The sequence below is a fragment of the Clostridium sp. CM74B_53 genome (assembly GCF_036318045.1).
Lineage (GTDB): Bacteria > Bacillota > Clostridia > Lachnospirales > Lachnospiraceae > Pilosibacter.
Genome location: NZ_JAWQDE010000004.1, coordinates 250985 through 273846, shown reverse-complemented (window position 1 = coordinate 273846; position 22862 = coordinate 250985). Strand labels below are relative to the sequence as shown.

Annotated in this window: 19 protein-coding genes; 4 read left to right on the top strand and 15 right to left on the bottom strand. The window is 49.3% G+C overall.

Going from position 1 to position 22862, the window contains the following annotated elements; genetic code table 11:
- Positions 1-165: 165 nt before the first annotated feature.
- On the bottom strand, positions 166-507 hold the full coding sequence (locus V2546_RS05415) for a tetratricopeptide repeat protein (protein WP_329751749.1): 342 nt from the start codon (positions 505-507) through the stop codon (positions 166-168).
- A 556-nt stretch (positions 508-1063) separates the two neighbouring features.
- Here V2546_RS05415 and V2546_RS05410 point away from each other — a divergent pair.
- The 3 genes from V2546_RS05410 (at position 1064) to V2546_RS05400 (ending at position 2982) form a co-directional block, all read left to right on the top strand.
- A complete protein-coding gene (locus V2546_RS05410) occupies positions 1064-2170 on the top strand; it encodes a hypothetical protein (protein WP_329751748.1) in 1107 nt (368 codons plus the stop codon).
- A 13-nt stretch (positions 2171-2183) separates the two neighbouring features.
- Positions 2184-2732, top strand: a complete 549-nt coding sequence (locus tag V2546_RS05405; RefSeq protein ID WP_118298479.1) for a hypothetical protein — start codon at positions 2184-2186, stop codon at positions 2730-2732.
- A 97-nt stretch (positions 2733-2829) separates the two neighbouring features.
- Positions 2830-2982: a hypothetical protein gene (locus V2546_RS05400; RefSeq protein ID WP_182426544.1), complete on the top strand. Its 153-nt coding sequence runs from the start codon at positions 2830-2832 to the stop codon at positions 2980-2982.
- Positions 2983-3399: 417 nt separating this feature from the next.
- On the opposite strand, the gene V2546_RS05395 is transcribed toward V2546_RS05400, so the two are convergent.
- Positions 3400-3936 carry a hypothetical protein gene (locus V2546_RS05395; RefSeq protein ID WP_329751747.1) on the bottom strand — a complete coding sequence of 179 codons (537 nt, stop codon included), beginning with the start codon at positions 3934-3936 and terminating at the stop codon, positions 3400-3402.
- A gap of 19 nt (positions 3937-3955) precedes the next feature.
- Positions 3956-5104, bottom strand: coding sequence for a tetratricopeptide repeat protein (locus tag V2546_RS05390; RefSeq protein ID WP_329751746.1), 1149 nt, complete (start codon positions 5102-5104; stop codon positions 3956-3958).
- On the opposite strand from V2546_RS05390, the gene V2546_RS05385 reads away from it, so the two are divergent.
- Complete coding sequence (locus tag V2546_RS05385; protein WP_329751755.1) at positions 4991-5671, top strand: aldose epimerase family protein; 681 nt, start codon at positions 4991-4993, stop codon at positions 5669-5671. The two genes, V2546_RS05390 and V2546_RS05385, sit on opposite strands and share 114 nt — an antisense overlap.
- Positions 5672-5863: 192 nt before the next feature.
- On the opposite strand, the gene V2546_RS05380 is transcribed toward V2546_RS05385, so the two are convergent.
- The 12 genes from V2546_RS05380 to V2546_RS05325 form a co-directional block, all read right to left on the bottom strand.
- Positions 5864-6178 carry a hypothetical protein gene (locus tag V2546_RS05380; RefSeq protein ID WP_329751745.1) on the bottom strand — a complete coding sequence of 105 codons (315 nt, stop codon included), beginning with the start codon at positions 6176-6178 and terminating at the stop codon, positions 5864-5866.
- A 216-nt stretch (positions 6179-6394) separates the two neighbouring features.
- On the bottom strand, positions 6395-6889 hold the full coding sequence (nrdG, locus tag V2546_RS05375) for an anaerobic ribonucleoside-triphosphate reductase activating protein (protein ID WP_118514645.1): 495 nt from the start codon (positions 6887-6889) through the stop codon (positions 6395-6397).
- A gap of 168 nt (positions 6890-7057) precedes the next feature.
- Positions 7058-9190, bottom strand: a complete 2133-nt coding sequence (gene nrdD / locus V2546_RS05370; RefSeq protein WP_118533177.1) for an anaerobic ribonucleoside-triphosphate reductase — start codon at positions 9188-9190, stop codon at positions 7058-7060.
- Positions 9187-9873 carry an SMC-Scp complex subunit ScpB gene (gene scpB, locus V2546_RS05365; RefSeq protein ID WP_329751744.1) on the bottom strand — a complete coding sequence of 229 codons (687 nt, stop codon included), beginning with the start codon at positions 9871-9873 and terminating at the stop codon, positions 9187-9189. Before scpB ends, nrdD begins: the two co-directional genes overlap by 4 nt.
- 108 nt (positions 9874-9981) lie before the next feature.
- Complete coding sequence (locus tag V2546_RS05360; protein ID WP_118533179.1) at positions 9982-10776, bottom strand: segregation and condensation protein A; 795 nt, start codon at positions 10774-10776, stop codon at positions 9982-9984.
- Between the two features lie 98 nt (positions 10777-10874).
- Positions 10875-11774 (bottom strand): metallophosphoesterase, encoded by a 900-nt coding sequence (locus V2546_RS05355; RefSeq protein WP_329751743.1) that lies wholly within the window; start codon positions 11772-11774, stop codon positions 10875-10877.
- A gap of 6 nt (positions 11775-11780) precedes the next feature.
- Positions 11781-11984: a hypothetical protein gene (locus V2546_RS05350; RefSeq protein ID WP_118297019.1), complete on the bottom strand. Its 204-nt coding sequence runs from the start codon at positions 11982-11984 to the stop codon at positions 11781-11783.
- A gap of 96 nt (positions 11985-12080) precedes the next feature.
- Positions 12081-13466 (bottom strand): serine hydrolase, encoded by a 1386-nt coding sequence (locus V2546_RS05345; protein WP_329751742.1) that lies wholly within the window; start codon positions 13464-13466, stop codon positions 12081-12083.
- A gap of 376 nt (positions 13467-13842) precedes the next feature.
- Entirely contained in the window at positions 13843-17049 is a 3207-nt protein-coding gene (locus V2546_RS05340) for a DEAD/DEAH box helicase (protein ID WP_215703657.1), read from the bottom strand.
- 197 nt (positions 17050-17246) lie between these two features.
- On the bottom strand, positions 17247-19013 hold the full coding sequence (gene argS, locus V2546_RS05335) for an arginine--tRNA ligase (protein ID WP_329751741.1): 1767 nt from the start codon (positions 19011-19013) through the stop codon (positions 17247-17249).
- Positions 19014-19368: 355 nt separating this feature from the next.
- Positions 19369-21852 carry a homocysteine S-methyltransferase family protein gene (locus V2546_RS05330; protein ID WP_329751740.1) on the bottom strand — a complete coding sequence of 828 codons (2484 nt, stop codon included), beginning with the start codon at positions 21850-21852 and terminating at the stop codon, positions 19369-19371.
- A gap of 78 nt (positions 21853-21930) precedes the next feature.
- The gene (locus V2546_RS05325; RefSeq protein WP_215703654.1) at positions 21931-22581 is read right to left on the bottom strand and encodes a vitamin B12 dependent-methionine synthase activation domain-containing protein; all 651 of its coding nucleotides are present in this window, start codon (positions 22579-22581) and stop codon (positions 21931-21933) included.
- Positions 22582-22862: the final 281 nt, after the last annotated feature.

Sequence of the window (22862 nt, the reverse complement as noted above, 5' to 3'; positions counted from 1 at the left end):
CCGGGCTTTTCGAAGCTCGGCGTTTTGTGTTGGGAATATGAAATGAGCTGCCGCACGTTAGTGCGACAGCCCCTTTGTGTTGGGAATATGAAATGAGCTGCCGCACGTTAGTGCGACAGCCCCTTCTTTTTTCTGTTATGCCTGCGTTAAGACTTTTTCCGGCTTCTATTCCTCCGCCATCTTCAGATAACGCCCTGCGTTCAAATGCGTCGGATCAAGCTGCATCGCGTTCCGAAATGCCTCTGCTGCCTTTTCCTTATCTCCGAGTCCCAGATATCCGAGTCCCATCAGATAATAGCAGTGCGTCTTGTTTCTCTTATCCAGGTCATCATCAAAGATCATGAAATCCGGGAGGGAAACTGCAAAGTACTCAACGCGCATCTTGTCATACAGATGGCGCTCTCCGTAGTCGAGCAGACGGTAATATCTCGATTTTGCCTCCACCGGCAGACCAAGTTTCGCCGCGAAAAGTGGCGTTTTATTTTGTATATATATTGTATATAGCAATGTTTTCCGTTTTTTAGGGAACCACTGTTGCAAGTTTTTCCATTTTTTAAGGAACCATTTTCCGTTTTTATGAGAACCAATCTGGCAAAATAAAAACTGCCTATTCATCAATCGGCAGCTATATTTTCCATTGCTTCTTTGATATAACGATAAATACCCGGATTACATCATCAAAAAAAGGAAGGAATCGCACATTTATGTATTTTCCCTTCTTGTCACAAAATTAGGTAAAAACCCAGTATATCACATACTCAATCTATATACAGACAACAGTTTCAACAACGCAGTACATTGCATTGCACACAAAATTGGCAGTTATATTGTAAAAACATTAATATATATTAAACAATTCATAAAACACAATATAAATTATTGTCAACAGTAAAAGCAAATGATATAATTCAGACAAAACCAGGCAAATTAGCTAGATAAAACGATTTTAAATATTCGAGAGGAGGGATACCAATGGGTAATACCCTAATGAATGTAAACTTTAAAAATTAATTCATAATGTCGAGGTGAGTGAATAAAAGAAAAGAGCATAAAACGTTGTTCATTGATAATAGTAATTTTTTTGATTATTATGATATCGGTCAATGTTGCATTTGCAGCAGCAAAAAGGCAGTCCGATATTGGAATACTCTCACCTGATTCTGTTCAACAAAGACTAGAAAACGGAATGTATGATGTAGCAATTTTGCAAACCAGTGATGGGCAATGGCTACAAGATGCATCAACTGGAAAGTGGCGGTACAAACATGCCGACAATTCATATACAAAAAATGATTGGGAGCAGATAGGAAATCGTTGGTACCATTTTGACAAAAATGGATGGATGCAAACGGGATGGTTTCAGGACGTAGACTCAAAATGGTATTATTTACATATTACAGAAGGATATATGATGGTAAAATGGGTCCAGGTAAACACTGATTGGTATTACATGGATGAACATGGCGTCATGGTTACTGGATGGTTAACTATTGATGATGTAAAATACTATTTTGCCGCGGATGGTAAAATGCTTATTGAGGAAGGGGATCCTATAAATCTTTCATTAAAAGCTATCCCTGATAGATATATTAATGAAGAATATTCACAAGAATATGTTATAGAGACATTGGATAAAATTCAAACTCCTTATGAATATGTATGGAATATTACTTTTGATATTGCTGAAGACAGAACAGCATATAATTTTCCTAATATTCAATGTTCCTATTCGCGTGAATTATATTGTGGTGATGCTATAGATTCATTATGTGAAAATTCTCTTGATACCCCCTATCACCACAGAAATGCAAATAAAAATTTAAACTATTTGTCAAAAAATGTTCCGGCTAATGGTAATGATATCAAAATTGCATTAACTGCAACTCCTTTATGTGGCATGTGGGATAAAGAACACGCCACAAATATATTAGGAGTAACTTATAATAAACAGCCCAATTCATATATCACATGGTTACCAAGCTCATCGCAGAATGTTCATGTCCGTATTGTACAGCATGAATTATCACATATGTTTGGAGCTCATGATGCTTCTTGTTCACAAAATCAACCATGTGTTATGAAAGGAAGCTATGATGGTAAGAGTCTGACAGGTTATACAGATATATGGTGCGACAATTGTAAAGCAGATTTTAAAAGAGATCTTTATTAAGGGAGGGGATATTATGAAAGCATGTAAGATATTATTATTAGTGATAGCTTTGCTTATTGCCGGATGCCAAAATCAAGTAACTGAAGAAAAAAAGACTGATACTGAAACAATTACATCGACACTTAGTGAATGGGACACATATACAAATTTGGATAGTCTAATGACATCCTATCAAATTGCGACATCATCAAATGTCCGTTCAACACTTGCTAAAGAACGCATCTATCTCATAGATGATAATAATCCTTGGGATACAGCACTGGTAAATATACGAGTTCGCGAAGGTTACTTTGCATGTATATATGATAATGATTTTACTTTATATACACATAGACTTTCCAATGGTAAAGAAGGACTAGACTTTATGGTGAAAAACAATCCGGGGGCATTAACAAAAGAAACAAATGATAGCTTTGAGTATTACTATTCAGATGATGGTACGACTCAAGACTATCTATGGATACAAGATGGGGCTTATCTGTTGGAATTAAATGTTCCAACAAGTATAGAATTTAACATAAATGAAGTTCTTCCGGCATTGAAATATCAGTCCCTTAGATGAGTATATATTAAGATGGGCATGTGAAACTTTTTCTGTAAAATAATCTATGTAAGGTCCTTCTATGATAAAATAAATATCATTAGGAGGGCCTTTTACTATGGCAACAAAAAAGGTTCACAGAATTGAACTAAAGAAATATTTAAAAAACATCTATCAGGTCGCTGACGAGCAGAAAACGCTGGCTGTCTTAGCACATATAACAAATTCAAGAAATCTACAATACTGGGGAGCTAACTTCAACGCAGTATGACGATCTGCTGAGTTATATCTAAGACCTGCCACAAGCGATGCGCAGGAAATACATTCAGTGGATCCTTTCGTCGGAAGTTCGACGCATTTCCAGTATTACTTCTCGTATCGTGCATTTCATTTCAGCACGTTCCATCTGCCTGTTGAACTGCTGGACGAGCAATATGGCTCTCTAGTCCAACCAGGAGCCTTGCGGGCTGCGCCATGCAACACCACGTACATGATGTGAGATAAGCCATTGAGATAACATGTGAATCCGCAGTTCTTCATCGCAATGAATCTGAAGCCACAATTTCAACTGATCCGGAAACCCATCATTACCAAGAAAGCCAAGACACCAACGTCCACTATTAACAACCATAACCATATAAATTTCTCCGTATTTTATACTATAGGTGTATAGATTTTTTTAAAAAATTTAATATGAAATTTTTCTTAGGTAAAAGATTTTGCAAGGGAAAAAAATTAGTGTATTACTTATTTTTTTGCATATTTTGCATACGTGATAGTTTTTATATACAAAATAAAAAAATGGCTTAAATACTGGATTCTCAGGCATTTTATTAGAAATTCGATTTTGTATATAAAAATATACTTTTTCTTTTGCAAGTCCCTGATAGTAGATCATGTCGGCCGGCTGGTCATTGTAGTACATCATTCCTGCCGGTTCATCCGTTCCGATCGAAGCTGCCTCATACTCTTCCTTCGCCGCCTCGTTCTCCCCGAGATGCTCTTTTGCAAGTCCGAGATAATAATGGATGTGGTTGTCCTTCGTTCCTTCCAGCTTTCCTTCCCCGAGGTTCTCCGGATATACCAGCGCCTTCTCAAGGATCTCTTTTGCCTCGCTCCAGTGCTCTTTTGCGATTTCCGCTTTTCCGAGCTCCAGGAGAGAGGTCGTATACTGGGTCGTAACCTTTCCTTCTCCGCCTTCCCACGGATGGAACCGGTGCGCCATGATAAAGTCATATGCCTCTTTATAATGGCCAGAGATTTAAGAGCGTGACATATTCGATCATCAGATCATCCCGCTGCATAAAGATCTCTTTTGCCTTTTCATAGCGGGAAAGTCGCTCAGCGACCGGCATTTCCAGTTTCCGGTACAGCTGGTCAAGCTCCAGGAAGATTCTCGCATCGTTCGGTGCAAGTTCTGCTGCCTTTTCCAACGCTGCCTTTGCCTTTTCCGGATCTTTTCTCTTGTTGTAATATGCCAGGGAGAGATTTCTCCATGTGATCGCAAATCCCGGCTTCTTCTCCGCCGCAGTCTCCCAGCAGCTGATCGCCTGATCGTACTGCAGCTTGTCATACCAGAGGTTTCCAAGGTAATAGAATGCATTTGCCCCGTCCGGATCTTGTTTCTGCGCATAGGTCAGAACAAGGATGTCCTCCAGCTTATTCGGGAAGCAGTAATCCGTACTGCAGTTTTCTGCCTCTTTGAGCACTTTCAGGATCTCCTCATGGGAAGCTCCCATCTTTCCGAGATCATATGCTTCATAGTACTTTAACATCGGCCAGCTCTCACTGCATTCGCGGAGTGTATCAACCGCCTTGTCGTATGCCCCGTACTCCGCAAAGTCTCTCGCCGCCATCAGATACGTCTCATGGAAGTTTCTGGAGAGCTTATTGACCTTCGCGCGGATCTCTTCTGCATGGTCCGGATCCAGATATGCGGATTCCAGCATGGAGACATAATCAAACGGGTCAATCGCAAGGTTCTCGCTGACTGCCGCTTTCGCTTCTTCCGTTCTTCCGAGTCTGCCGAGAAGGTATGCCCGGAGTCCTCTCGCCTTGATATTGTGCGTATTCTTCACAAGGCCTTTTTCCGCGAGTTCCAGTGCACTCTCAAAGTTTCCTCTCATCGCCTCAATGCACGCCAGATAATAGAAGCTCATCTCCTGCTGCTCATTGGACCAGGTCGCCTTATAGAATGCATCAAACGCTTCGTCATAGCGTTCCTGATAAAACAGGGATAATCCAAGGTTGTAGTACGGCTCGGAATCATACGGGTTCGGATTTTTCCAGGTCGCACGTTTCATGCGGAATATACGCTCGATGACAGCAACTGGCTGACCATCCGGTACCGGGCATCGACGGACCGGCCGACTTATATCAATATGTCGAATCATACCTACTGGAATCTTTCCGGTGACTTTTCATTTTCCGCGCTTGATGAGACACTCACCGTTTTCGCAAATAATGTCTGCCTGAATAATGAGGAACATATTCCCGTCGAAATCATCCCTATCGCAAGGACGATATTCGACTTTTCCAGCCCTGCTTCTCTTAAGAGCCGGCTGGATTTTCTGCCGCGCGAGGAAAAACTCCGCTCCCGCTGCCGCAGGCAGCTTTCCATCGCGCGCGGTTACAACCATGCATTTATCCTGAGCCGTGACCAGACCTCCCGCAATTTCCGGTCACTTCCGCAGCCTGTAAGAAAAGCATGTATCCTGAGCGATCCTGTTTCCGGACACTCCATCACGCTTTACACGGATGCCCCGGCACTCGTCATCTATTCCGGCGGATTTCTCGATGATTCCATCGGATTCCCGGACGGCACGCACTCCTGCCCGTCATGCGCCATCGCGCTCGAAGCCCAGGATGTTCCGGATTCCCCACATGTTCTGCCGGAACATTTTTCCATCACAACGCCAGAACATCCGTTTGAGCGGACGATCCGGATCCAGATCCGGTAAATGTCGCAGTAACACTTACAGTTCTGCCGCTGGCAGCTTCTTTCGAATTCATTGAAATACAAAAAGGGACCTGGCCATCATCTGATATGCCAAATCCCTTTTTCCTTTATTTGTAACTATTCAGTACCTTCTCACACCTACAGGAATCTCCCCACTGAGCTTTCCTTCGGATGCATAGTTTCTGTTATATTGTCACCACCGGATCCAGATCTTCCCGCTGTATTTCCAATTTCCATACAGCAGCCGTCCAAACAGAGCCAATGCTGTGAGCTCAAAAAAGCAGATCGTCAGGCGGTCGGAACCTGCAAATGTCGTGAGCAGAGTCAGGAATGCGACCAGTGCAAGATACAGGAGATTCATTCCTTGAAAACGGACAAACTGTTCTTTTTCCCGGATCCTGTCATCATTCCGGATCCGCTCATAAGAACGTCCTTTTCCTTTTAAAAGGCGCATTCCGAGTACCGCCCATTCGATCGTTAAAATACAGAGTACATATTTCGCCAGCATAGACATTCTTCCTTTCCATGAAAGTTCTCTGCAATTTTCTCTTCTATCCGTCCCATGAGTCTGCATGTTTTCTATGGTCTTATTGTATCACATGCCAACGCAGCTGTCACTGTCTCCTTCTGCCTCTCTCCTGCCGTGTACAGTTGTGGCAGCAGATTTTGCCGATTCGGAATGCGAAGCATCGGCAAAATCAGGTGTTGTCCCTGATCGTTTGTCCTATTTCGATTGATAGAGCACTACATTTTTATTTTTTAACGTCTGTTTCACATCGATGACTCTCTGGTTCGCGCTGCCTTTCCAGTGCAGGGTCACATCTTTTTCTGCTTCCACGAACGGTCCGTCCACCAGGACATCCACGTTTTTCAGAAACGGAAGATCCCAGATGTCTTCCCACAGAAATCCTGTATACAGCCAGATCGTCTTTTCCGGGAACTTTTCGTGGATTTCTTCGATCAGATTTCCCACTTCTTTCCGGTTCTGCCAGTGAAGCGGATCACCGCCGGAGAATGTCACGCCGGAGATCCAGGATGGCGCCAGCGCCTCGAAAAGTTCCTGCTTTGCCTCCTCGTCAAACGGGAGTCCGCCTTTCACATCCCATGTCACCGGGTTCTGGCAGCCCGGACAGGCATGGCTGCAGCCAGCAAGCCATAAGACGGTGCGCAGGCCGTCGCCGTTTAACATGTCCTCTTTTGTAATGTTGTGGTAGCGCATGAGATCACCTCTTTTTTATTTTATATTTTCACGCAGTGCACATATTCTTGTTTTTATTTCATAAAAACAAGAATCTCTCGGGCGTTCGCCCTATGTAAATTTTGCCAAACAAACCCTTATGCAAGCAAGCTTGCAACTATTGGTTTCTTTCTATTGATGCAGTGCACATCACATCGATTTCCGCTCCGCGATCTCGGCCATCTTCGCATCATTCAGCCTCGTATCGCCCTTGACGCGGGAATAGCTCAGATATCCGTTCATACGGTCGATCTTTGTCAGGTTTTTGCTGCCGCAGACCGGACACACATCCATATTTAACTCCTCGTGTCCGCAGTCATCGCAGTAGGACAGCGACAGGTTCACGCCCTCATAGAATCCCATCTTCATCGCGCGGCGCACGAGGGAGCGGATCGCTTCTTTATTGTAGTCGATCGGATATTTCACGTACTGGATCTTTCCGCCGTTGGAGAGTTCCCAGAACCGGTATTCGAGGTTCTGCTTCTGGATCGGCGTGATATCTTCCGTCACATGGCAGTGGAAGCCATTGCTGACATACTCGCGGTCGGAGACATTCTCCACGATCCCGTATTTTTTCCGGAACTGCTTGACCTGAAGTCCACAGAGGTTTTCCGCCGGTGTCGCGTAGATCGCATAGAGGTTTCCGTCCTCGTGTTTAAACTGCTCCACCTTCTCATTGATGTGCTTTAAGACCTCGATCGCAAACGCCCCGTCTTCCACCAGGGATTTTCCGTTGTACAGTCTCTGCAGCTCATTGAACGCTGTGATCCCGAAGGATGCCGTCGCCGTCTTAAGGAGTGGTTTGATCTTATCGTGAAGTCCTAAATGACCTCCGTAGAATCCGCCCTCACAGTACGCCAACGGGTTTGTGGACGCGCGCATCTCTCCAAGGTACGCGTAAGTCCGGATATGGATCTTCCGGATCAGCTCCAGATAATAATCCAGGACCTCGTAGAAATCCTTGCTCTCCTGTCGTGCCTTTGCAAGCATCATTGGAAGATGCAGGCTCACAACACCGATGTTGAAGCGGCCGACAAACACCGGAACATCATTCTCATCAGCCGGTTCCATGCCGCCCCGCTCATACCACGGAGAAAGGAACGCGCGGCAGCCCATCGGGCTGATGATCTTCCCGTATTTCTTGTACATGCCGGCGATATAACCTTCACCGGTCAGGGAGAGCCAGTCCGGATACATCGTCCTGGAAGAGCACTCGATCCCGGCCTCAAAAACGTCCTCAAGCTCTTTTCCCGGTCCGTGAAGGTTCTCATCATATAAGAACACAAGCTTCGGGAACAGGACCGGCTTCTTGTGGCCTTCTTTTCCCTGACCTTTCTTTCTCACATTGAGCATCGTGATCGTCGCCATCTTTGCGAACCGGCTTGTTCCGGTTCCTGCCGTCATCGTGATAAACGGATAGTCACCGCGGCTGGAGGAAACGGAGTTGAACTTGTACTCCCAGCCCTGGAAGCCCTGTTCCATCTCTCTCTGAACGTCGTTCCAGGCTATCTCCTTCGCTTTCTCCTCGTCGAGACCGAGGTCGATATATTTTTCGATATACTTTCCGTAGGATTTCTCGGCATACGGCGCCAGGATGTTCTCCACGCTCGGAACCGTAAAACCACCGTACTGCTGGCTCGCCGCACTTAAAACGATATCGCCGATGACGTCAAATGCGACATCCAGGGTCTTCGGCTCATTGTACCAGATATTTCCCATCTCGAAACCGCCGCTCAAGACCTCATTGACGTCAAACAGGCAGCAGTTCATCGTATCGCGTCGCGCTGACATATCGTGGATATAGATATATCCGTCCCGGCATGCCTGAAGCTCCTCGACGGTCATAAAGAACTTCTGGTATAAAGATTTATTCAACTCATTGAAGATCAGGCTGCGCTTCGTGGAGACGAGAGCACTGTCCGTATTGCTGTTCTCCTTGTCGCCGATGTACATGATGGACTGGCTCTTTTTGTAGACTTCATCGAGCATCTGGACGAAATCCTGCTTATAGTTGCGGTAATCGCGGTAGCTCTTCGCGACCACCGGGTTGACGCGCTCCAAAGCGCCCTCGACGATGTTGTGCATCTGGGCGATCGGGACTTCCGCCTCATCCAGGTCCTCCGCTTTTTCTTCCACAAATTCACAGATAAACTTACTCTCGGCCTTCGAGAAGTTGATCATCGCGCGGTTTGCAGACTTATTTACCGCCGCCAGGACTTTCTGGACATTAAACTCCTCTTTCGTCCCGTCTTTTTTGACTACTTTGATCTCACTGCATTTCATGATATGGAATCCTCCCCGTAAGCCTCGTTGTTTTCTATCTCTTTCTCGTTCTCATTCTTATCTGCATCTTCTTCCGGATCTTCGTCATCATCCAGCAGATGACCTTCCTCATCGATCCTCAGGTTCAGCTCTTCCTCAACCTCACTCCGGATCTCTTCTCTTTGCTCCACATTCATCTCCGGGAGCTGTTCCGTGGATCCGACGCCGAAACGGCGCAGGAATTCCTCGGTCGTCGCAAAAAGTGTCGGGCGGCCCGGCGCATCCAGGCGGCCCGCCTCATAGACGAGATCGTATTCCACAAGCCGGTTGACCGCATGGTCCGATTTTACCCCACGGATCTTCTCGATATCGGCCTTGGTGACCGGCTGCTTGTAGGCGATGATCGCCAATGTCTCCATCACCACATCCGACAGGATCTGCTTTTTCGGCGTTGCCGCGACACGGATCAGATTTTCATAATAATCCACACGGCTGCACATCTGGTAGCTGTCATCCAGCCGCACGATCTGCATGCCAGCTTTTCTCTTGTCATATTTTTCCTTCAGGCGCTCCACGGCCTGGATGGCCGTCTCCTCATCCGATTCCAATGCCGCCGCAAGCTGGCGGATCTCCACAGACTGCCCCATGGTAAACAGCACGGACTCCACAACGGACTCCTGTGTTTTCAGGTTTTCCACTCTCATTCAAATTCCTCCACGATCGTATCATCCCATGTTTTCCTGCGCTCAGCGCATTCGCCCGCCTGTCACCGTTTACACTCGTATATCCCGGCAGCAGACTTTTCCGCAGTCCTACTGAACAGTCGTGACGACGATTTCATTGTCATCTTGTTCCCCGCCTTCCGGCTCCAGAGATTCTATGTACATGTCGTCAAACAGATGTTCCTGCGTCAGATGGATCTTTCCCACCTTCATGAGCTCCAACAGTGCAAGGAACGTCACGACGACCTCCGTCTTATCTCTCTGTTTTTCCAGCATCTGGCGGAAACTGAACTTCCGGTGTTTTCTCGCATAGCCGAGAACCGAAGTGATCTTGTCCTCCAGGCTCACCGGCTCCTTTTTGATCGTTCCGAACGTGCTGCGGACCGGATCAATCTTGTCCTGCTGCCGCTTCATGACCGCCTCAAAGATCTTCTGAAGCTTTGTGAGCGTCACACCGTCCAGGAGTTTATCGAGATCCACCGGCTCCTCGTATTCCTTCACCTCCGGCGGGATCGTCGGATCTTTGTAGAACACACGGTCCGCCCCGGTCTCCAGATCCTTCAGCTCCTCCGACATCAGCCGGAATTTCTTATATTCCAGGAGGCGCATCACAAGTTCCGCTCTCGGATCTTCCTCCTCGCCTTCCTCATTTACTTCTTTCGGCAGCAGCATCCGCGCCTTGATATCGAGAAGTGTCGCCGCCATCACCAGGAACTCGCTGACCACATCCAGGTCTTCCTCATCCATCTTCCGAACGTACTCCATGTACTGGTCCGTGATCTCGGTGATCGGGATATCATAGATATTCACTTTGTTTTTTTCGATCAGATGAAGAAGAAGATCCAGCGGACCTTCAAACTTTTCCAGTTTGTACGATAATTCCATATACACCTCATGTTTTCAGATATCAGATGCCTTTGTGTTGCTTTGAACCGCAAAAAAGAATGTGCCATGGCACACTCTTTCCTTACGGTACATGGAAATCAGCTTTTTTCGCTCTTTCCATCTTCCAAACCGCAGAGCCGTATCACAACCACCTGCGGTTTATCATTTAACCGGATATTGATCGAATGGGTTCCAAGTCCCCGTCCGACGATCATCCGGCTCCTCTCTCCCCATCTTCCGGGAAGTTCAAACTCACCCGCACAGCGCGGATAAAAAAACTGATACTGAGGGGTCATGACTCCGCCGAGGACCGGAAGCCGGATCGTGCCGCCGTGAAAATGTCCGGAGAGCGTAAGATCCGCTCCCCAGGCCGCATACTCCTCAAAAAACAGAGGAGAATGTGCGAGAAGAAGATTAAATCTTCCCGGATCCGGCTCTCCCAGGGCATCCTTCAAGAGGTTTTCCGGGATCTCTCCCGACCTTGGCAGGTAAGCGCTCTTCGGGAGGTCGAGACCATAGATCCTGATCTCTCCGTCGAGATCCGCAGAACCGTTCGCGAGATAACGGATCCCGGCATTTTCCAGGGCAGCCTGGTAATTCTCATATGCTGCACCGTAAATGTCAGACTTCCAGACCATCCGGCACTCATGGTTTCCATTTCCGCAGTATACCGGAAATTCTTTTGCAAGCTCCGTCAGAAGCTTTCTCGGAATCTCCACATCAGAATTTCCTTTTTTTGCAACCATCCCGTCCCCGCCGGATAAAACGGCATCCGGCTTCACCTTCCGGACCGCATCCAGCAGCCGGCAGTTCTGATCACCGAACTCCTTATTGTGGAGGTCTGTCAGAAAGACGATCGTTTTTTCCGGACCGTGGATCTTTTCCGAGACGATCCGGTATTCTTCCGTAACAAGGCAGTCCCGCTCATACCGGGAACGCGCCAAGCAGCCGCCCCCAAATGCGATGGCGCCGGCAGCCAGAAACACTGCGGTCTCCAAATCGGATTATTCCTCCTCAAATACGCGGATCCCGCGCTCAACAACGCCTGCAAATGCCTGCGCATAGCTCTTGTACTCCGGATGTTTCGCAATGATCTTGTCCATCACGTCTTTTATCTCGCCGCTGATGATAACGGTGCATCCTGCTGCCTTCTTGTTGGTGGAACGATTCTCGTACATATCCTGCATTACTTTTACTCTTTCTTTCATGATAAAGCACTCCTCTTATTCTTTATTATTTTCAGAAATCACTGCCGTTTTCTCTTATGCGTGATATTCGCCGCTGCACACGGCAGCGTATATTTTTTACTGTACCCAGGCACCATCCGCGCCGACTTTATACTTGTTGTCGATCGTCGTATTTCTCACGATCTTGCCGTCTGCACCGAGATAGAACCACTTGCCGGAATCCTGTCTCCAGGCATTCTTCGCCATCGTCCCGTTGGACTCAAAATAGTACCAGTCAGTTCCGAACATCTTCCATCCGGTCACCATCTTTCCGTCCGGGTCGAAGCCGAAATCAGCGGCATCGATCGTATAGATCGTTCCGACAGCCTTTGTTCCATCAGCGAATTCATATCTCCAGCTTCCGTTGTCCTGAACCCACTTTCCCGCAGTCTCCTGCTTCGCAGTCGTGGTCGTTGTCGTGCTGTTTCCGGTCGTATTACCTTTCTCTGTATTGACATACTGATATCCGTAGTCCAGCATTTTCTTTGTATCTGCATAGTGGGTGCTCTTGGATTTTAAGATCACTGCGACCATGCGGACACCGTCCTTCTCAACACAGGTCACAAGAGTGTTTCCTGCCTTGGAAGTATATCCCGTCTTTCCGCCGACGATTCCTGCATAGTATCTGGAATCATTCGGATAGAGCATCTTGTGGCCCGGAGTGATCGTTCTCGCGGCAGCAGCCTTTGTTGCCGGGAACTTGTAGCTCAATGTGGAATCGATCTGGCAGAGCGTCTGATTCGCAAATGCGGCAGCTGCGATCTTTGCCATATCACGGCATGTCGTGTACTGCTGGTCAGAGTTTAAACCGTTCGGATTCACAAAATGAGTGTTCGTGCAGCCAAGCTCCTTTGCTTTCGCGTTCATCAGATCTGCGAATGCGGAAATGCTGCCGGAGACATGCTCGGCAAGTCCGTTTGCAACCTCATTGGCGGATTTTAAGAGAAGTCCGTAGAGGCAGTCTTTTACAGATACCTGGTCTCCTTCCACAAGTCCGATCTTCACCGCACCGGACTCCAGATTTGTGACAGCCGTCTTTGAAAACGTCACCTTGTCGTCCAGTTTCGATTTCTCCAGCACAAGGAGCGCTGTCATGAGCTTTGTGGTGCTGGCCGGGGCAAGTTTCTCATCGGCATTCTTCTCGAAGAGAACTCTTCCGTTCGTCACATCATAGAGGATTCCCGCCTCCGATGTGATCTCCGGCTTTGTGATGGCATCTGCAGCCGCTTTTGCCGCTGCGCTCACCTGGCTCTGGGTGTTTCCACTGTTTGTATTGTTTGATGTACTGTTCTCATATCCCGGACCGCCCTCGTTTCCAGCCTGTGTCCCCGCTGTTGTCGTCTGAGTATTCTGGCTGGTCGTCTGTTTATCGCTGTCACGGATGATCGTAGCCGCCTGCACCGGCTGCGCCGCGAAGATCGCGCACGCAAGTGCAAACGGGATAATTCTGTTCATTTTTCTCATGTCTTTTTCCTCTTTTTCCGGTATATTTTCGCAAAGATGCCGCTGTTCACGCATTTTACCATGCGCAGACCTGCTGAAAAGTCACCTTTCCTCTCTCTATGCTAACATAGATCCACCGAAAAAACTTTGAATTTTTCTGTCGATTTTCTTATGTCATTGGCATTTCGTGTTATTTTTCACGGGTAGGAATTTTCTGAACTGAAAATTCCGTATGATACCGTTGTGGTCGCGGATTTTGCCGATTCGGAATGCGAAGCATCAGCAAAATCCTGTTACAGTGCGCGGGCATGGAGTGCCAGTGTACTGTAACCATTTCGTTACAGATCACGCACTGCCTGTCCGCACACTGCAGCAGGATCCTGCTGCAGGAAAGCAGCTATACATCCTCGTCCAGCATCCGGATCAGGTCTTCCCTTGTGATGCTGCTGAGTGCTCCGGTTCCCTCCGTCACCACAGTGTCCGCGAGATCCCGCTTCATCTCCTGAAGCTTCAGGATGTTCTCCTCGATCGTATGTTTTGTGATGAGTTTGAATACGGAGACCTGATTTTCCTGACCGATCCTGTGGGCACGGTCTGTCGCCTGGTTCTGCGCCGCCACATTCCACCACGGATCGTAATGGATCACCACATCCGCAGCTGTCAGGTTTAATCCTGTTCCGCCTGCCTTCAGGGAAATCAGGAACACCATCACATCGTCCTTCTGGAAAGAAGATGCCATCTGCATGCGGTCCCGCTTCGGTGTCGAACCGGTGAGCAGGTAGAACGGGATCTTCTCCTTTTTCAGACGCTTTGCGATGATCTCGAGCATCGACGTGAACTGTGAGAATAAGAGGATCTTATGACCCGCCGATGTCCCGTTCAAGAGCAGTTCCATGCAGGTGTCAAGCTTCGCAGAGCCGCCTTTATATCCCTCAAAACACAGGGACGGCTCACAGCAGATCTGGCGCAGACGCATGAGTTCCGCGAGGATCTGCATCCTCTCTTTTCCGTAGTCACCGTCGGTTCCCTCCATCAGCTGTTCCTTTAAGGAGGCGGCTGCCGCCGTGTAGAGATCCTTCTGCTCGCCTTCCATGTTGGAATACAGGACCGTCTCAAGCTTATCCGGAAGCTCCTTTAAGACGTCTTTCTTTAATCTTCTCAGGATAAACGGACCTGTGAGCTTCTTTAACTGAGCCAGGGCATTCGGATCCTGGTCTCTCACGATCGGCATCTCAAACGCCCGCTTAAATTTCTGCGAGGTGAATAAAAATCCCGGCATCAGGAAATCAAAGATACTCCACAACTCTCCGAGATGGTTCTCGATCGGCGTTCCCGTCAAAGCAAAGCGTGTTCTTGCCGGAACAGCCTTTACAGACTTCGCCGCCTGTGTGGAGGAATTCTTGATATACTGCGCCTCATCGATGATCTCAAAGCGGAACTCCTTTTCATGATACCAGAGAATATCGCGCTTTAAAAGGTCGTAGGAGGTGATGATCACATCCGGCTTTTCTGTCTCGTAAGCTGCGAACATCTCCTCGCGCTCGGCCTGGTTTCCCGCCGCCGTCATGATCTTAAGTTCCGGTGCAAACTGGGCAAACTCATTTTCCCAGTTGTATACAAGGGACGCCGGGCACACGACAAGAGAAACTCCGCCGTTTTTCGCCTTCTCATCGAGCAGGAGGGCGATGACCTGGATCGTCTTTCCAAGACCCATCTCATCTGCGAGAATTCCACCGAAACCATATGCATCCAGGCTCTTTAACCACCGGTATCCGACTTTCTGGTAACTGCGGAGCGTTGAAGCGAGGCGCTCCGGGATCTCATAATCGCTGTCTTCCACGTCTTTCATGCCGCGGACCACCGCCTTGAACAGCTGGTCCCGGTAGACGCTGACACTCTTATCCTCTTTTAACGCCGCATCTAGGAACATGGCGCGGTACGCCGGAAGTTTGATCGTCTCGGAACCAACCAGCTCCTTCGAGACACCCAGCTGTTCCGCGATCTTTGCCACCGTGAGAAGTCCGCCGTCCCCGAGTGTCAGGAAGTCGCCGTTCTTCATCCGGTAGAAGCTCTTTTTCTTCCCGTAAGCCGCAAGGACCGCCGCCAGCTCTTCCCTCGGAAGTGCCCCGGTATCCACCTCAAGCTCCAGCCATCTTCCAAGCGTTCTCACCTGGACAGATGTGCTCACCGGCGGGAGAACGCGAATCTTCTTGAAGGACTCGGACACGAACACGTCACCCGTGTCCATGAACTTCTTCATTCCCTCAGAGATCAGACGATATACCGCCTCGTCATCATTTTTGATCACAAGGTTTCCGGAACCGTCCTCCGTATATTTAAAGTAGGTAGTGATCAGCTGGCTCACCTTGAACTCTCCCGGAACATCCCGGCAGATCTCTTTCGGAACATTCTCATCTGCCAACGGATGGAAGGAAAAATCTCCATATGCAAGCTCCGGGCGCAGATTGACCGTCCCGACAGCATCACTGTCAAAATAGAACGAGGCTTTCAACTCTTTCGGGCGATAGCTCTCAAGATCCACGCCTTCTGAGCGAATCAGTCCGAAGGATTCCAGCTTTCTCAGAACACGCTCGTAAAAGAGCGGCATATCCCGGTCGTTGACTGAGACCTCGTTCTCCGCGTCCAGTCCCATGACCATGTATTCCATAAATACGGTCAGGCACTCCGTGTAGTCCGCATCACAGCAGTAGATTGCCTCCTGATCTGCGATAAACAGGGATTTTTCACCGGAAAAGGCCATGATATCCTTGTCCACGGTGACTTTGATGCCGTCTCTTCCCTCTTTTTTCACTACCGCGGTAAAGACCGGATTTTCCCTTTTTACTGTGAGCATCCGTTTTTTCTTCCGGTAGTCCTCGCACTCGATGGTCTGACCTTCCATAATCGCTAAGAAGCGCTCTCTCCCGGCTTTTCCGAGGATCAGCTCCTTTAACGCCGGCTCCGCCTCCATGGAAAATCTTCCGCTTCCGCGGTACTGTTCCCGGAAAAATCCGACACGCTCCATGATGAGAAGCGCCAGCGCACGGCTCTCCTCATCAAAAGCCTGGAGACTGTGGTGGAAAGCCAGTCCTTTTCCGTACTGGACAAGACTCATGTTTTCCATTGCTTTCGCGAAGGCGGTCAGATCCTTCACCGGGTACTGTTTCTCCCGTCCCACCGTGAAGCGGACCTTCACCTGTTCCCGCGAGATCGCGACGATCGGGACCAGACGGTAATGTCCTTCCTCGGAGGCCCCCATGATCCGGCTCACCTCACGGTTTGTGTATTCCCGGACCATAAAGCGGACCTTCTGTGAAGTGGAGACCGGATGTTTTGACTCTCTGCTCTCCCTGCGGATCCACTCCGCGAGCAGGGCATGGGCATGCGGGCACATCGGGATCCCGTCCGGTCCCTGTGTGCAGGAGACTCCGCAAAATCCAAGATTTCTTCCTGTTTTACTGATATGCGAACAAGAGTAGTCAAAATTCTGACTACCCTTGCGCAGGATACGGACACGGTATTCATCTTCCCCGTCCATGACGGTTCCTCTGATCTCTGTTTCGCCTTTCCAGAAGGTTTCGGCGGTAAGCTCCGTTACTTCCATATCGATTTGTCCCCCAGGTTTTTAATAAAATATCCTACGAAACCAGATCGCTCCGCGCTTCGCGCTCCCACGATCTCAAACTTCATTCGCAATCCGGCCTCACGGCCTACTTGCTCATGAAGTTTTACCTGTCAAATGTCTGTGCATCTTGGGAAGCAAGCTTCCCAATCTGTACAGCCGCTTGACAGGTTATTTCATCACATTCTCTCCGGCGCGTCAAATCCCAGGACGTTGATGCAAGTCATAAGAACATTGCGGGTTAATGTAACAAGGCTGATATATCCGGCCTGTTTCTTTTTATCTTCCTCGGCGATGATCTTTGTCTCGTGATAGAAGTGGTTTAATGCGTTGGAGAGCTCGTAGATGTAAGCACAGATCTTATGCGGTGCAAGCTCCTCAAAACAGGTGAGCATCACGTCACTGTATCTGGAGAGTGCGAGCATTAAGGTCTTCTCCGGCTCTGCGGACGGCGGAAGGATCTCACCGTTCTCTGTATTCTCACAGGTATCCTGATATTTCTTTAAGATCGAATTGATTCGCGCGATCGTGTACAGGATATACGGACCTGTATTTCCCTCGAAAGAAGTAAACCGGTCGATATCGAAGACATAATCCTTTGTCGCCTGGTTGGAGAGATCCCCGTATTTTAAAGCGGCAAGACCAACGATCTCAGCTGTCTTCTTCGCCTCATCCTCGGAGACGGTACGGTTTTCCATAATACGGTTGTAAGCAGCCTCATCGATATCCGCGATCAGGTTCTCCAGACGCATAACGCCGCCCTCTCTCGTCTTAAACGGCTTTCCGTCCTTTCCGTTCATCGTTCCGAAACCGACGAAATCCATCTTCCGGTCTGCCGGAACGATCCCCGCCTTCTTCGCAACACGGAACACCTGGGTAAAATGAAGCTCCTGGCGCTTGTCCACAACATAGATGTAGTGATCCGGCTTGAAATCTTCCTCTCTCTCAACGATCGTTGCAAGGTCAGAAGTCGCATAGAGAGCGGCTCCGTCGGATTTTCTCACGATACACGGCGGAAGCTCCTTCGTATCGGTCGGCTCCGCGATATCGACAACAAGAGCACCCTGGCTCTCATAAGCAAGTCCCTTATCCTGAAGATCCTTGATCAGTCCCGGGATATACGGCTGCGCGTCGCTCTCCCCTTTCCAGAGATCAAAATCAACATCGAGATTTGCATAGTTTCTCTTCAAATCCTTTAAAGACACATTCATGATGTGCTTCCAGATCGCACGATACGGCGCATATCCACTCTGAAGCTTGAAAGTTGCCTCCTGCGCACGCTCCTTGAACGCCTCATCCACCTTGGACTTTCCGCTCGCCGCCGGATAAATCTCCTCAAGCTCAGAGATCGTAAACGGTGCCTCCTCCGGATACTCCCCTGTAAAATTCGGATCAAAATACGGAAGCTCCGGCTTTCTGTCCTTTAACTCCTCGATGATAAGTCCCATCTGAAGCCCCCAGTCACCGAGATGAACATCACCGATCACCTTGTGGCCGACAAAACGTCCCATGCGCTTTAACGCCTCACCGATCACCGCAGAACGAAGATGACCGACATGAAGCGGTTTCGCAACATTCGCTCCGCCATAGTCGATAATGATCGTCTCCGGATTCTCGACCTCATCCATACCAAGCTTCTTCGCATCCTTCATTCCGTTCATATAGTCAGAAAGAAAAGAAGCATCTACCTTTAAATTGATGAATCCCGGCATAACGGCATTCACCTCTTCAAACACCTTGCTGTCCTTTAACTGCTCCACGACACCGTTCGCGATATCGATCGGTTTCTTTTTATATGTCTTTGCAGCTGCCATCGCACCATTGCACTGATACTCGCAAAGGTCCGGGCGGTTAGACAACGTCACTTTCGCAAAATTCTCGTCATAACCATTCGCCGCAAAAGCTTTTCTCATCTCATCCGTGATGATATCCAGAATCTTTTTCATCTGATCTTCTCCTTTATTAGCGTGCGAGTCTGCGATCATCCCATTCGCCGCACCAAAACAGCCAAACAATACCGCAGACTGATACAGTAACTATCATTATACCGTATCACGGTAGAAAAATCCATACTTCTGCACACTTTTTTGCACAATCCGCGCCGAGCGCAGCAACGGCGCACTCCTTGCGCCTGCAGCGGAGAGCTTCCGGGCAGGAGTGCATGAATACGGGGAAGGATCCCACCGCACTCCTGCCCGGAAGCTCTCCGCCCCGCTCTCGCCAATTTCTTCCTCCCGCAAAAACAAACTGCCCGGATTCCAAAGAACCCAGGCAGTCAAACTTATATCACGCTCTGATCTCTTATTTCCCGATCACACTCGCCGCAAAATTCACCGACGCCATCGCATCCTTGCAATACGCATCCGCCCCGATCGCATCCGCATACTCCTGCGTCAGAACCGCACCTCCGACCATGACCTTCACCCAGGGCGCATCCTTCCTCAGCGCCTTGATCGTCTCCTCCATCGACGGAACCGTTGTCGTCATAAGAGCACTGAGCCCGACCACCGGCACATGCTCCCTGATCGCCTCTTCCACGACCGTCTCCGGCGGAACATCTCTTCCAAGATCGATCACATCAAAACTATAATTTTCCAGAAGGACCTTCACGATATTCTTCCCAATATCATGGATATCCCCCTTCACCGTCGCCAGGATCACCTTTCCCTTCTTCTCCTGAACCTCTCCGCTCGCCTCCATGGACTCCTTCACGACAGCAAACGCCGCCTTCGCAGCCTCCGCACTCATCAGAAGCTGCGGAAGGAACACCGTTCCGGCCTCGAATCCCTTTCCGACCTCGTCGAGAGCCGGGATCATGTCCGTGTTGATGAGTTCGAGCGCATCCGTATCCTTCAGGGCAAGTCTCGCCGCGTCAGCAGCCGCCTGGGACATTCCCTTTATGATACTCTTCTTTAACGCAGAGCCCGTATCCGCTGCGCCTGCCCCGGATGCAGTTCCGGAACCTGCCGCACTTCCGGTGCCCGCAGTCCCGCTCACGCCTGCCGCCTGGTTCACAGCCGCTGCCTTTAAGATCTCCTTCTGTCTCTTTTTCTCCGCTTCCTTCGGACCGTAGATCCCCACATATCCCGCACAGTTCTCATCCTGCGCCGTCAGCACCAGGAAACTGTCGTAAACCTGCATCATCGCTTCCAGATTCGGGTTCACGATCCCTGCAGAAAGCCCATTCTGCATTGCGAGAAGGAAAAATGACGCATTGATATTTTCGCGCATCGGAAGTCCGAATGACACGTTGGAAACGCCGAGAACCGTCTTTCCGCCCAGCTCGTCCCGGACTCTCCGCACAGTTTCCAGGGTTGTAAGCGCCCCGTTCTTATCGGAGCTAACCGCCATGCAGAGGCAGTCCACGAGAATGTCCTTCTTCGGGATCCCGTAGGATGCCGCCGTCTCGTAGATCTTCTTCGCGACCGCAATTCTTCCGTCCGCAGTCTCCGGGATCCCGTCCTCATCGAGTGCCAGGGCAACGACAACACCGCCGTAATGCTTTACGAGCGGGAAGATCTGTTCCATGACCTCTTTCTTTCCGTTTACCGAGTTGATCAGCGGTTTTCCGTTGTAGATCCTGAGCGCCCGCTCCATCGCCACCGGATCGGAAGTATCGATCTGCAGCGGCAGGTCCAGGACACCCTGAAGTTCCTTCACGACATCCACCATCATCTGTGGTTCATCGATCCCCGGAAGTCCCACGTTGACGTCGAGAACATCGGCGCGGCTCTCCTGCTGGGCAACACCCATGGAGAGGATGTATGTCAGGTCCTTATCCTTTAATGCCTGCTTGAATTTCGGCTTTCCGGTCGGATTGATCCGCTCTCCGATCAGGATCGGGCGGCCGCCGAACGTCACCGCATGGGAGTAGGAGGAGATCACGGTCCGTCCTTTATCTGTGATCTCACAGACCGGGATCGCGTCGCAGACAAGTTTTGTCTTGTGAATGTGCTCCGGCGTCGTTCCGCAGCAGCCTCCGAGGACCGTCGCCCCGTTCCGTGCCATCTCCTTCATCGCCTCGGCAAACTCGTCCGCATTGATATCGTAGACAGTCTTTCCGCCCTCACTTCTCGGGAGTCCCGCGTTCGGATTTACAAGGATTGGTGTGGAGGAAACACGTACCATATCTTTTAAGAACGGAAGAAGCTGGATCGGTCCAAGTCCGCAGTTTAATCCGATCACATCGGCGCCGAGGCCTTCCAAAAGCGCCGTCACGGACTCCACATTTCCCCCGGTCAGCATTTTCCCCTTTTCATCGAGGGTGATCGTCGCAAAGACCGGGAGATTGCTGTTTTCTTTTGCTGCCAGGACTGCTGCCTTTAACTCGTAGCCGTCTCCCATCGTCTCGATGATCACAAGATCCGCTCCCGCCTCTTTTCCGGCGATGACCACCTCTTTATATGCCTCATAGGCATCCTCAAACTCGAGATCGCCGTATGGCTTTAAGAGCTTTCCGGTCGGTCCCATGTCGAGCGCCGCGTATCCGTGTCCGCAGGCTTTGATCGCGCGCTTCGCATTTCCCACCGCTGCCGCAACGATCTCCTGCACCGAATATCCGTCCTCGGCCTTGAATTTAAAATGGTTCGCACCGAAGGTATTGGTCGTCACCACATCAGAGCCTGCTTCCAGGTATTCCCTGTGGATCTCCTCGATGATCTCCGGTTTGGAAAGATTCCATGTCTCCGGAAGTTCCCCGGGCTGCAGTCCTCTCGCCTGCAGAAGACTTCCCATTCCTCCGTCAAAATAAATTCGTCTCTCTTTCATCAGTTCCAGAATATTCATGGTTCTCTCCTATCGTCCCTGATCCGGATCCTGACCGGATCAGCTCGTAATTTTCCATCATTTTTTATTTTCTGTATCTCAGTCCTGACATCTCCGGAACACGCAGTCCTTTTTCCCGCACGCTTCACATCCTTCGATCGTACATGCTGCCGGTGTCCTGCTCACACCGATCACCGCCGTCACCGATTTTGACGGCATCATAAGGTATCCCTCTGTCAGAGTGATCCCGATCCTTTTTCCCGCCTCCAGGCCGTCAAGGATCTCTTTTTGCGCCGACAGCGGAAAATCTCCGTATCCCGGCGAAAATCTCGGTCTGAGATAGAGGCCTTTTTCCAGATATTCCTTTTTCCACCCGGCATTCAGCTCATTGCAGTAAGCTTCCACCATCGCAGCGGCGGCAGCCTGCATGACCACCGCTTTTGCCACGGAAAGTTTCCCGTACCTGGCCAGAAGTCTGTCCACCTGTGCGCCGACAGTGACCGCCATCACCAGCACGGAATCACAGCCAGCCAGGTTTTTTCTTAAATTTTCACTCTTCACCCGAAAACATCCGCCATTGATCGTCCCATCATCTTCCATGATCAGCGGATACTCCCGGATCAGATGTCTGAAATCTGCCGCACTCTCTGCTTCCCGGATACATTCCTCTAAAAGCCGCTCCGTCTCCGGATCCGGTTCATGTTTTCCAAGCCCCAGATAGCGGAGCGCTTCTTTTCTGTCTGTCTGCATTTTCTGATCGGTTCCTTCACTGTTTTTTCATATTTCCTGGATCTTCTCTGCACTGTTTCCGAGGATCTTTTCCGGTTTTGAACGAGTTTCTTCCTTATTATAATAGACCATATAACCGACAGTTAAGTCACTTATAACTACAGGTTAATCTATTGCTTCCGTTATAATCTGCCTTTTATCCGTTCTTTTTCGGGTGCTTATCAGCATACCACCTGATATCTGCCCTCGTCCAATATATTCGCTATGTGCCTGGCTATAGGTTTTTCCTATTGCTATTTTGA

Excerpts from the sequence above, each read along its gene's own strand:
- argS (WP_329751741.1), bottom strand. The coding sequence starts at position 19,013 with ATGAAAAAGATTCTGGATATCATCACGGATGAGATGAGAAAAGCTTTT.
- nrdD (WP_118533177.1), bottom strand. The coding sequence starts at position 9,190 with ATGAAATGCAGTGAGATCAAAGTAGTCAAAAAAGACGGGACGAAAGAG.
- V2546_RS05325 (WP_215703654.1), bottom strand. The coding sequence starts at position 22,581 with ATGCAGACAGACAGAAAAGAAGCGCTCCGCTATCTGGGGCTTGGAAAA.
- nrdG (WP_118514645.1), bottom strand. The coding sequence starts at position 6,889 with ATGCGCTACCACAACATTACAAAAGAGGACATGTTAAACGGCGACGGC.
- V2546_RS05380 (WP_329751745.1), bottom strand. The coding sequence starts at position 6,178 with ATGCTGGCGAAATATGTACTCTGTATTTTAACGATCGAATGGGCGGTA.
- V2546_RS05360 (WP_118533179.1), bottom strand. The coding sequence starts at position 10,776 with ATGGAATTATCGTACAAACTGGAAAAGTTTGAAGGTCCGCTGGATCTT.
- V2546_RS05400 (WP_182426544.1), top strand. The coding sequence starts at position 2,830 with ATGGCAACAAAAAAGGTTCACAGAATTGAACTAAAGAAATATTTAAAA.
- V2546_RS05340 (WP_215703657.1), bottom strand. The coding sequence starts at position 17,049 with ATGGAAGTAACGGAGCTTACCGCCGAAACCTTCTGGAAAGGCGAAACA.
- scpB (WP_329751744.1), bottom strand. The coding sequence starts at position 9,873 with ATGAGAGTGGAAAACCTGAAAACACAGGAGTCCGTTGTGGAGTCCGTG.
- V2546_RS05390 (WP_329751746.1), bottom strand. The coding sequence starts at position 5,104 with ATGATTCGACATATTGATATAAGTCGGCCGGTCCGTCGATGCCCGGTA.
- V2546_RS05345 (WP_329751742.1), bottom strand. The coding sequence starts at position 13,466 with ATGAGAAAAATGAACAGAATTATCCCGTTTGCACTTGCGTGCGCGATC.
- V2546_RS05330 (WP_329751740.1), bottom strand. The coding sequence starts at position 21,852 with ATGAATATTCTGGAACTGATGAAAGAGAGACGAATTTATTTTGACGGA.
- V2546_RS05405 (WP_118298479.1), top strand. The coding sequence starts at position 2,184 with ATGAAAGCATGTAAGATATTATTATTAGTGATAGCTTTGCTTATTGCC.
- V2546_RS05395 (WP_329751747.1), bottom strand. The coding sequence starts at position 3,936 with ATGGCGCACCGGTTCCATCCGTGGGAAGGCGGAGAAGGAAAGGTTACG.
- V2546_RS05350 (WP_118297019.1), bottom strand. The coding sequence starts at position 11,984 with ATGAAAGAAAGAGTAAAAGTAATGCAGGATATGTACGAGAATCGTTCC.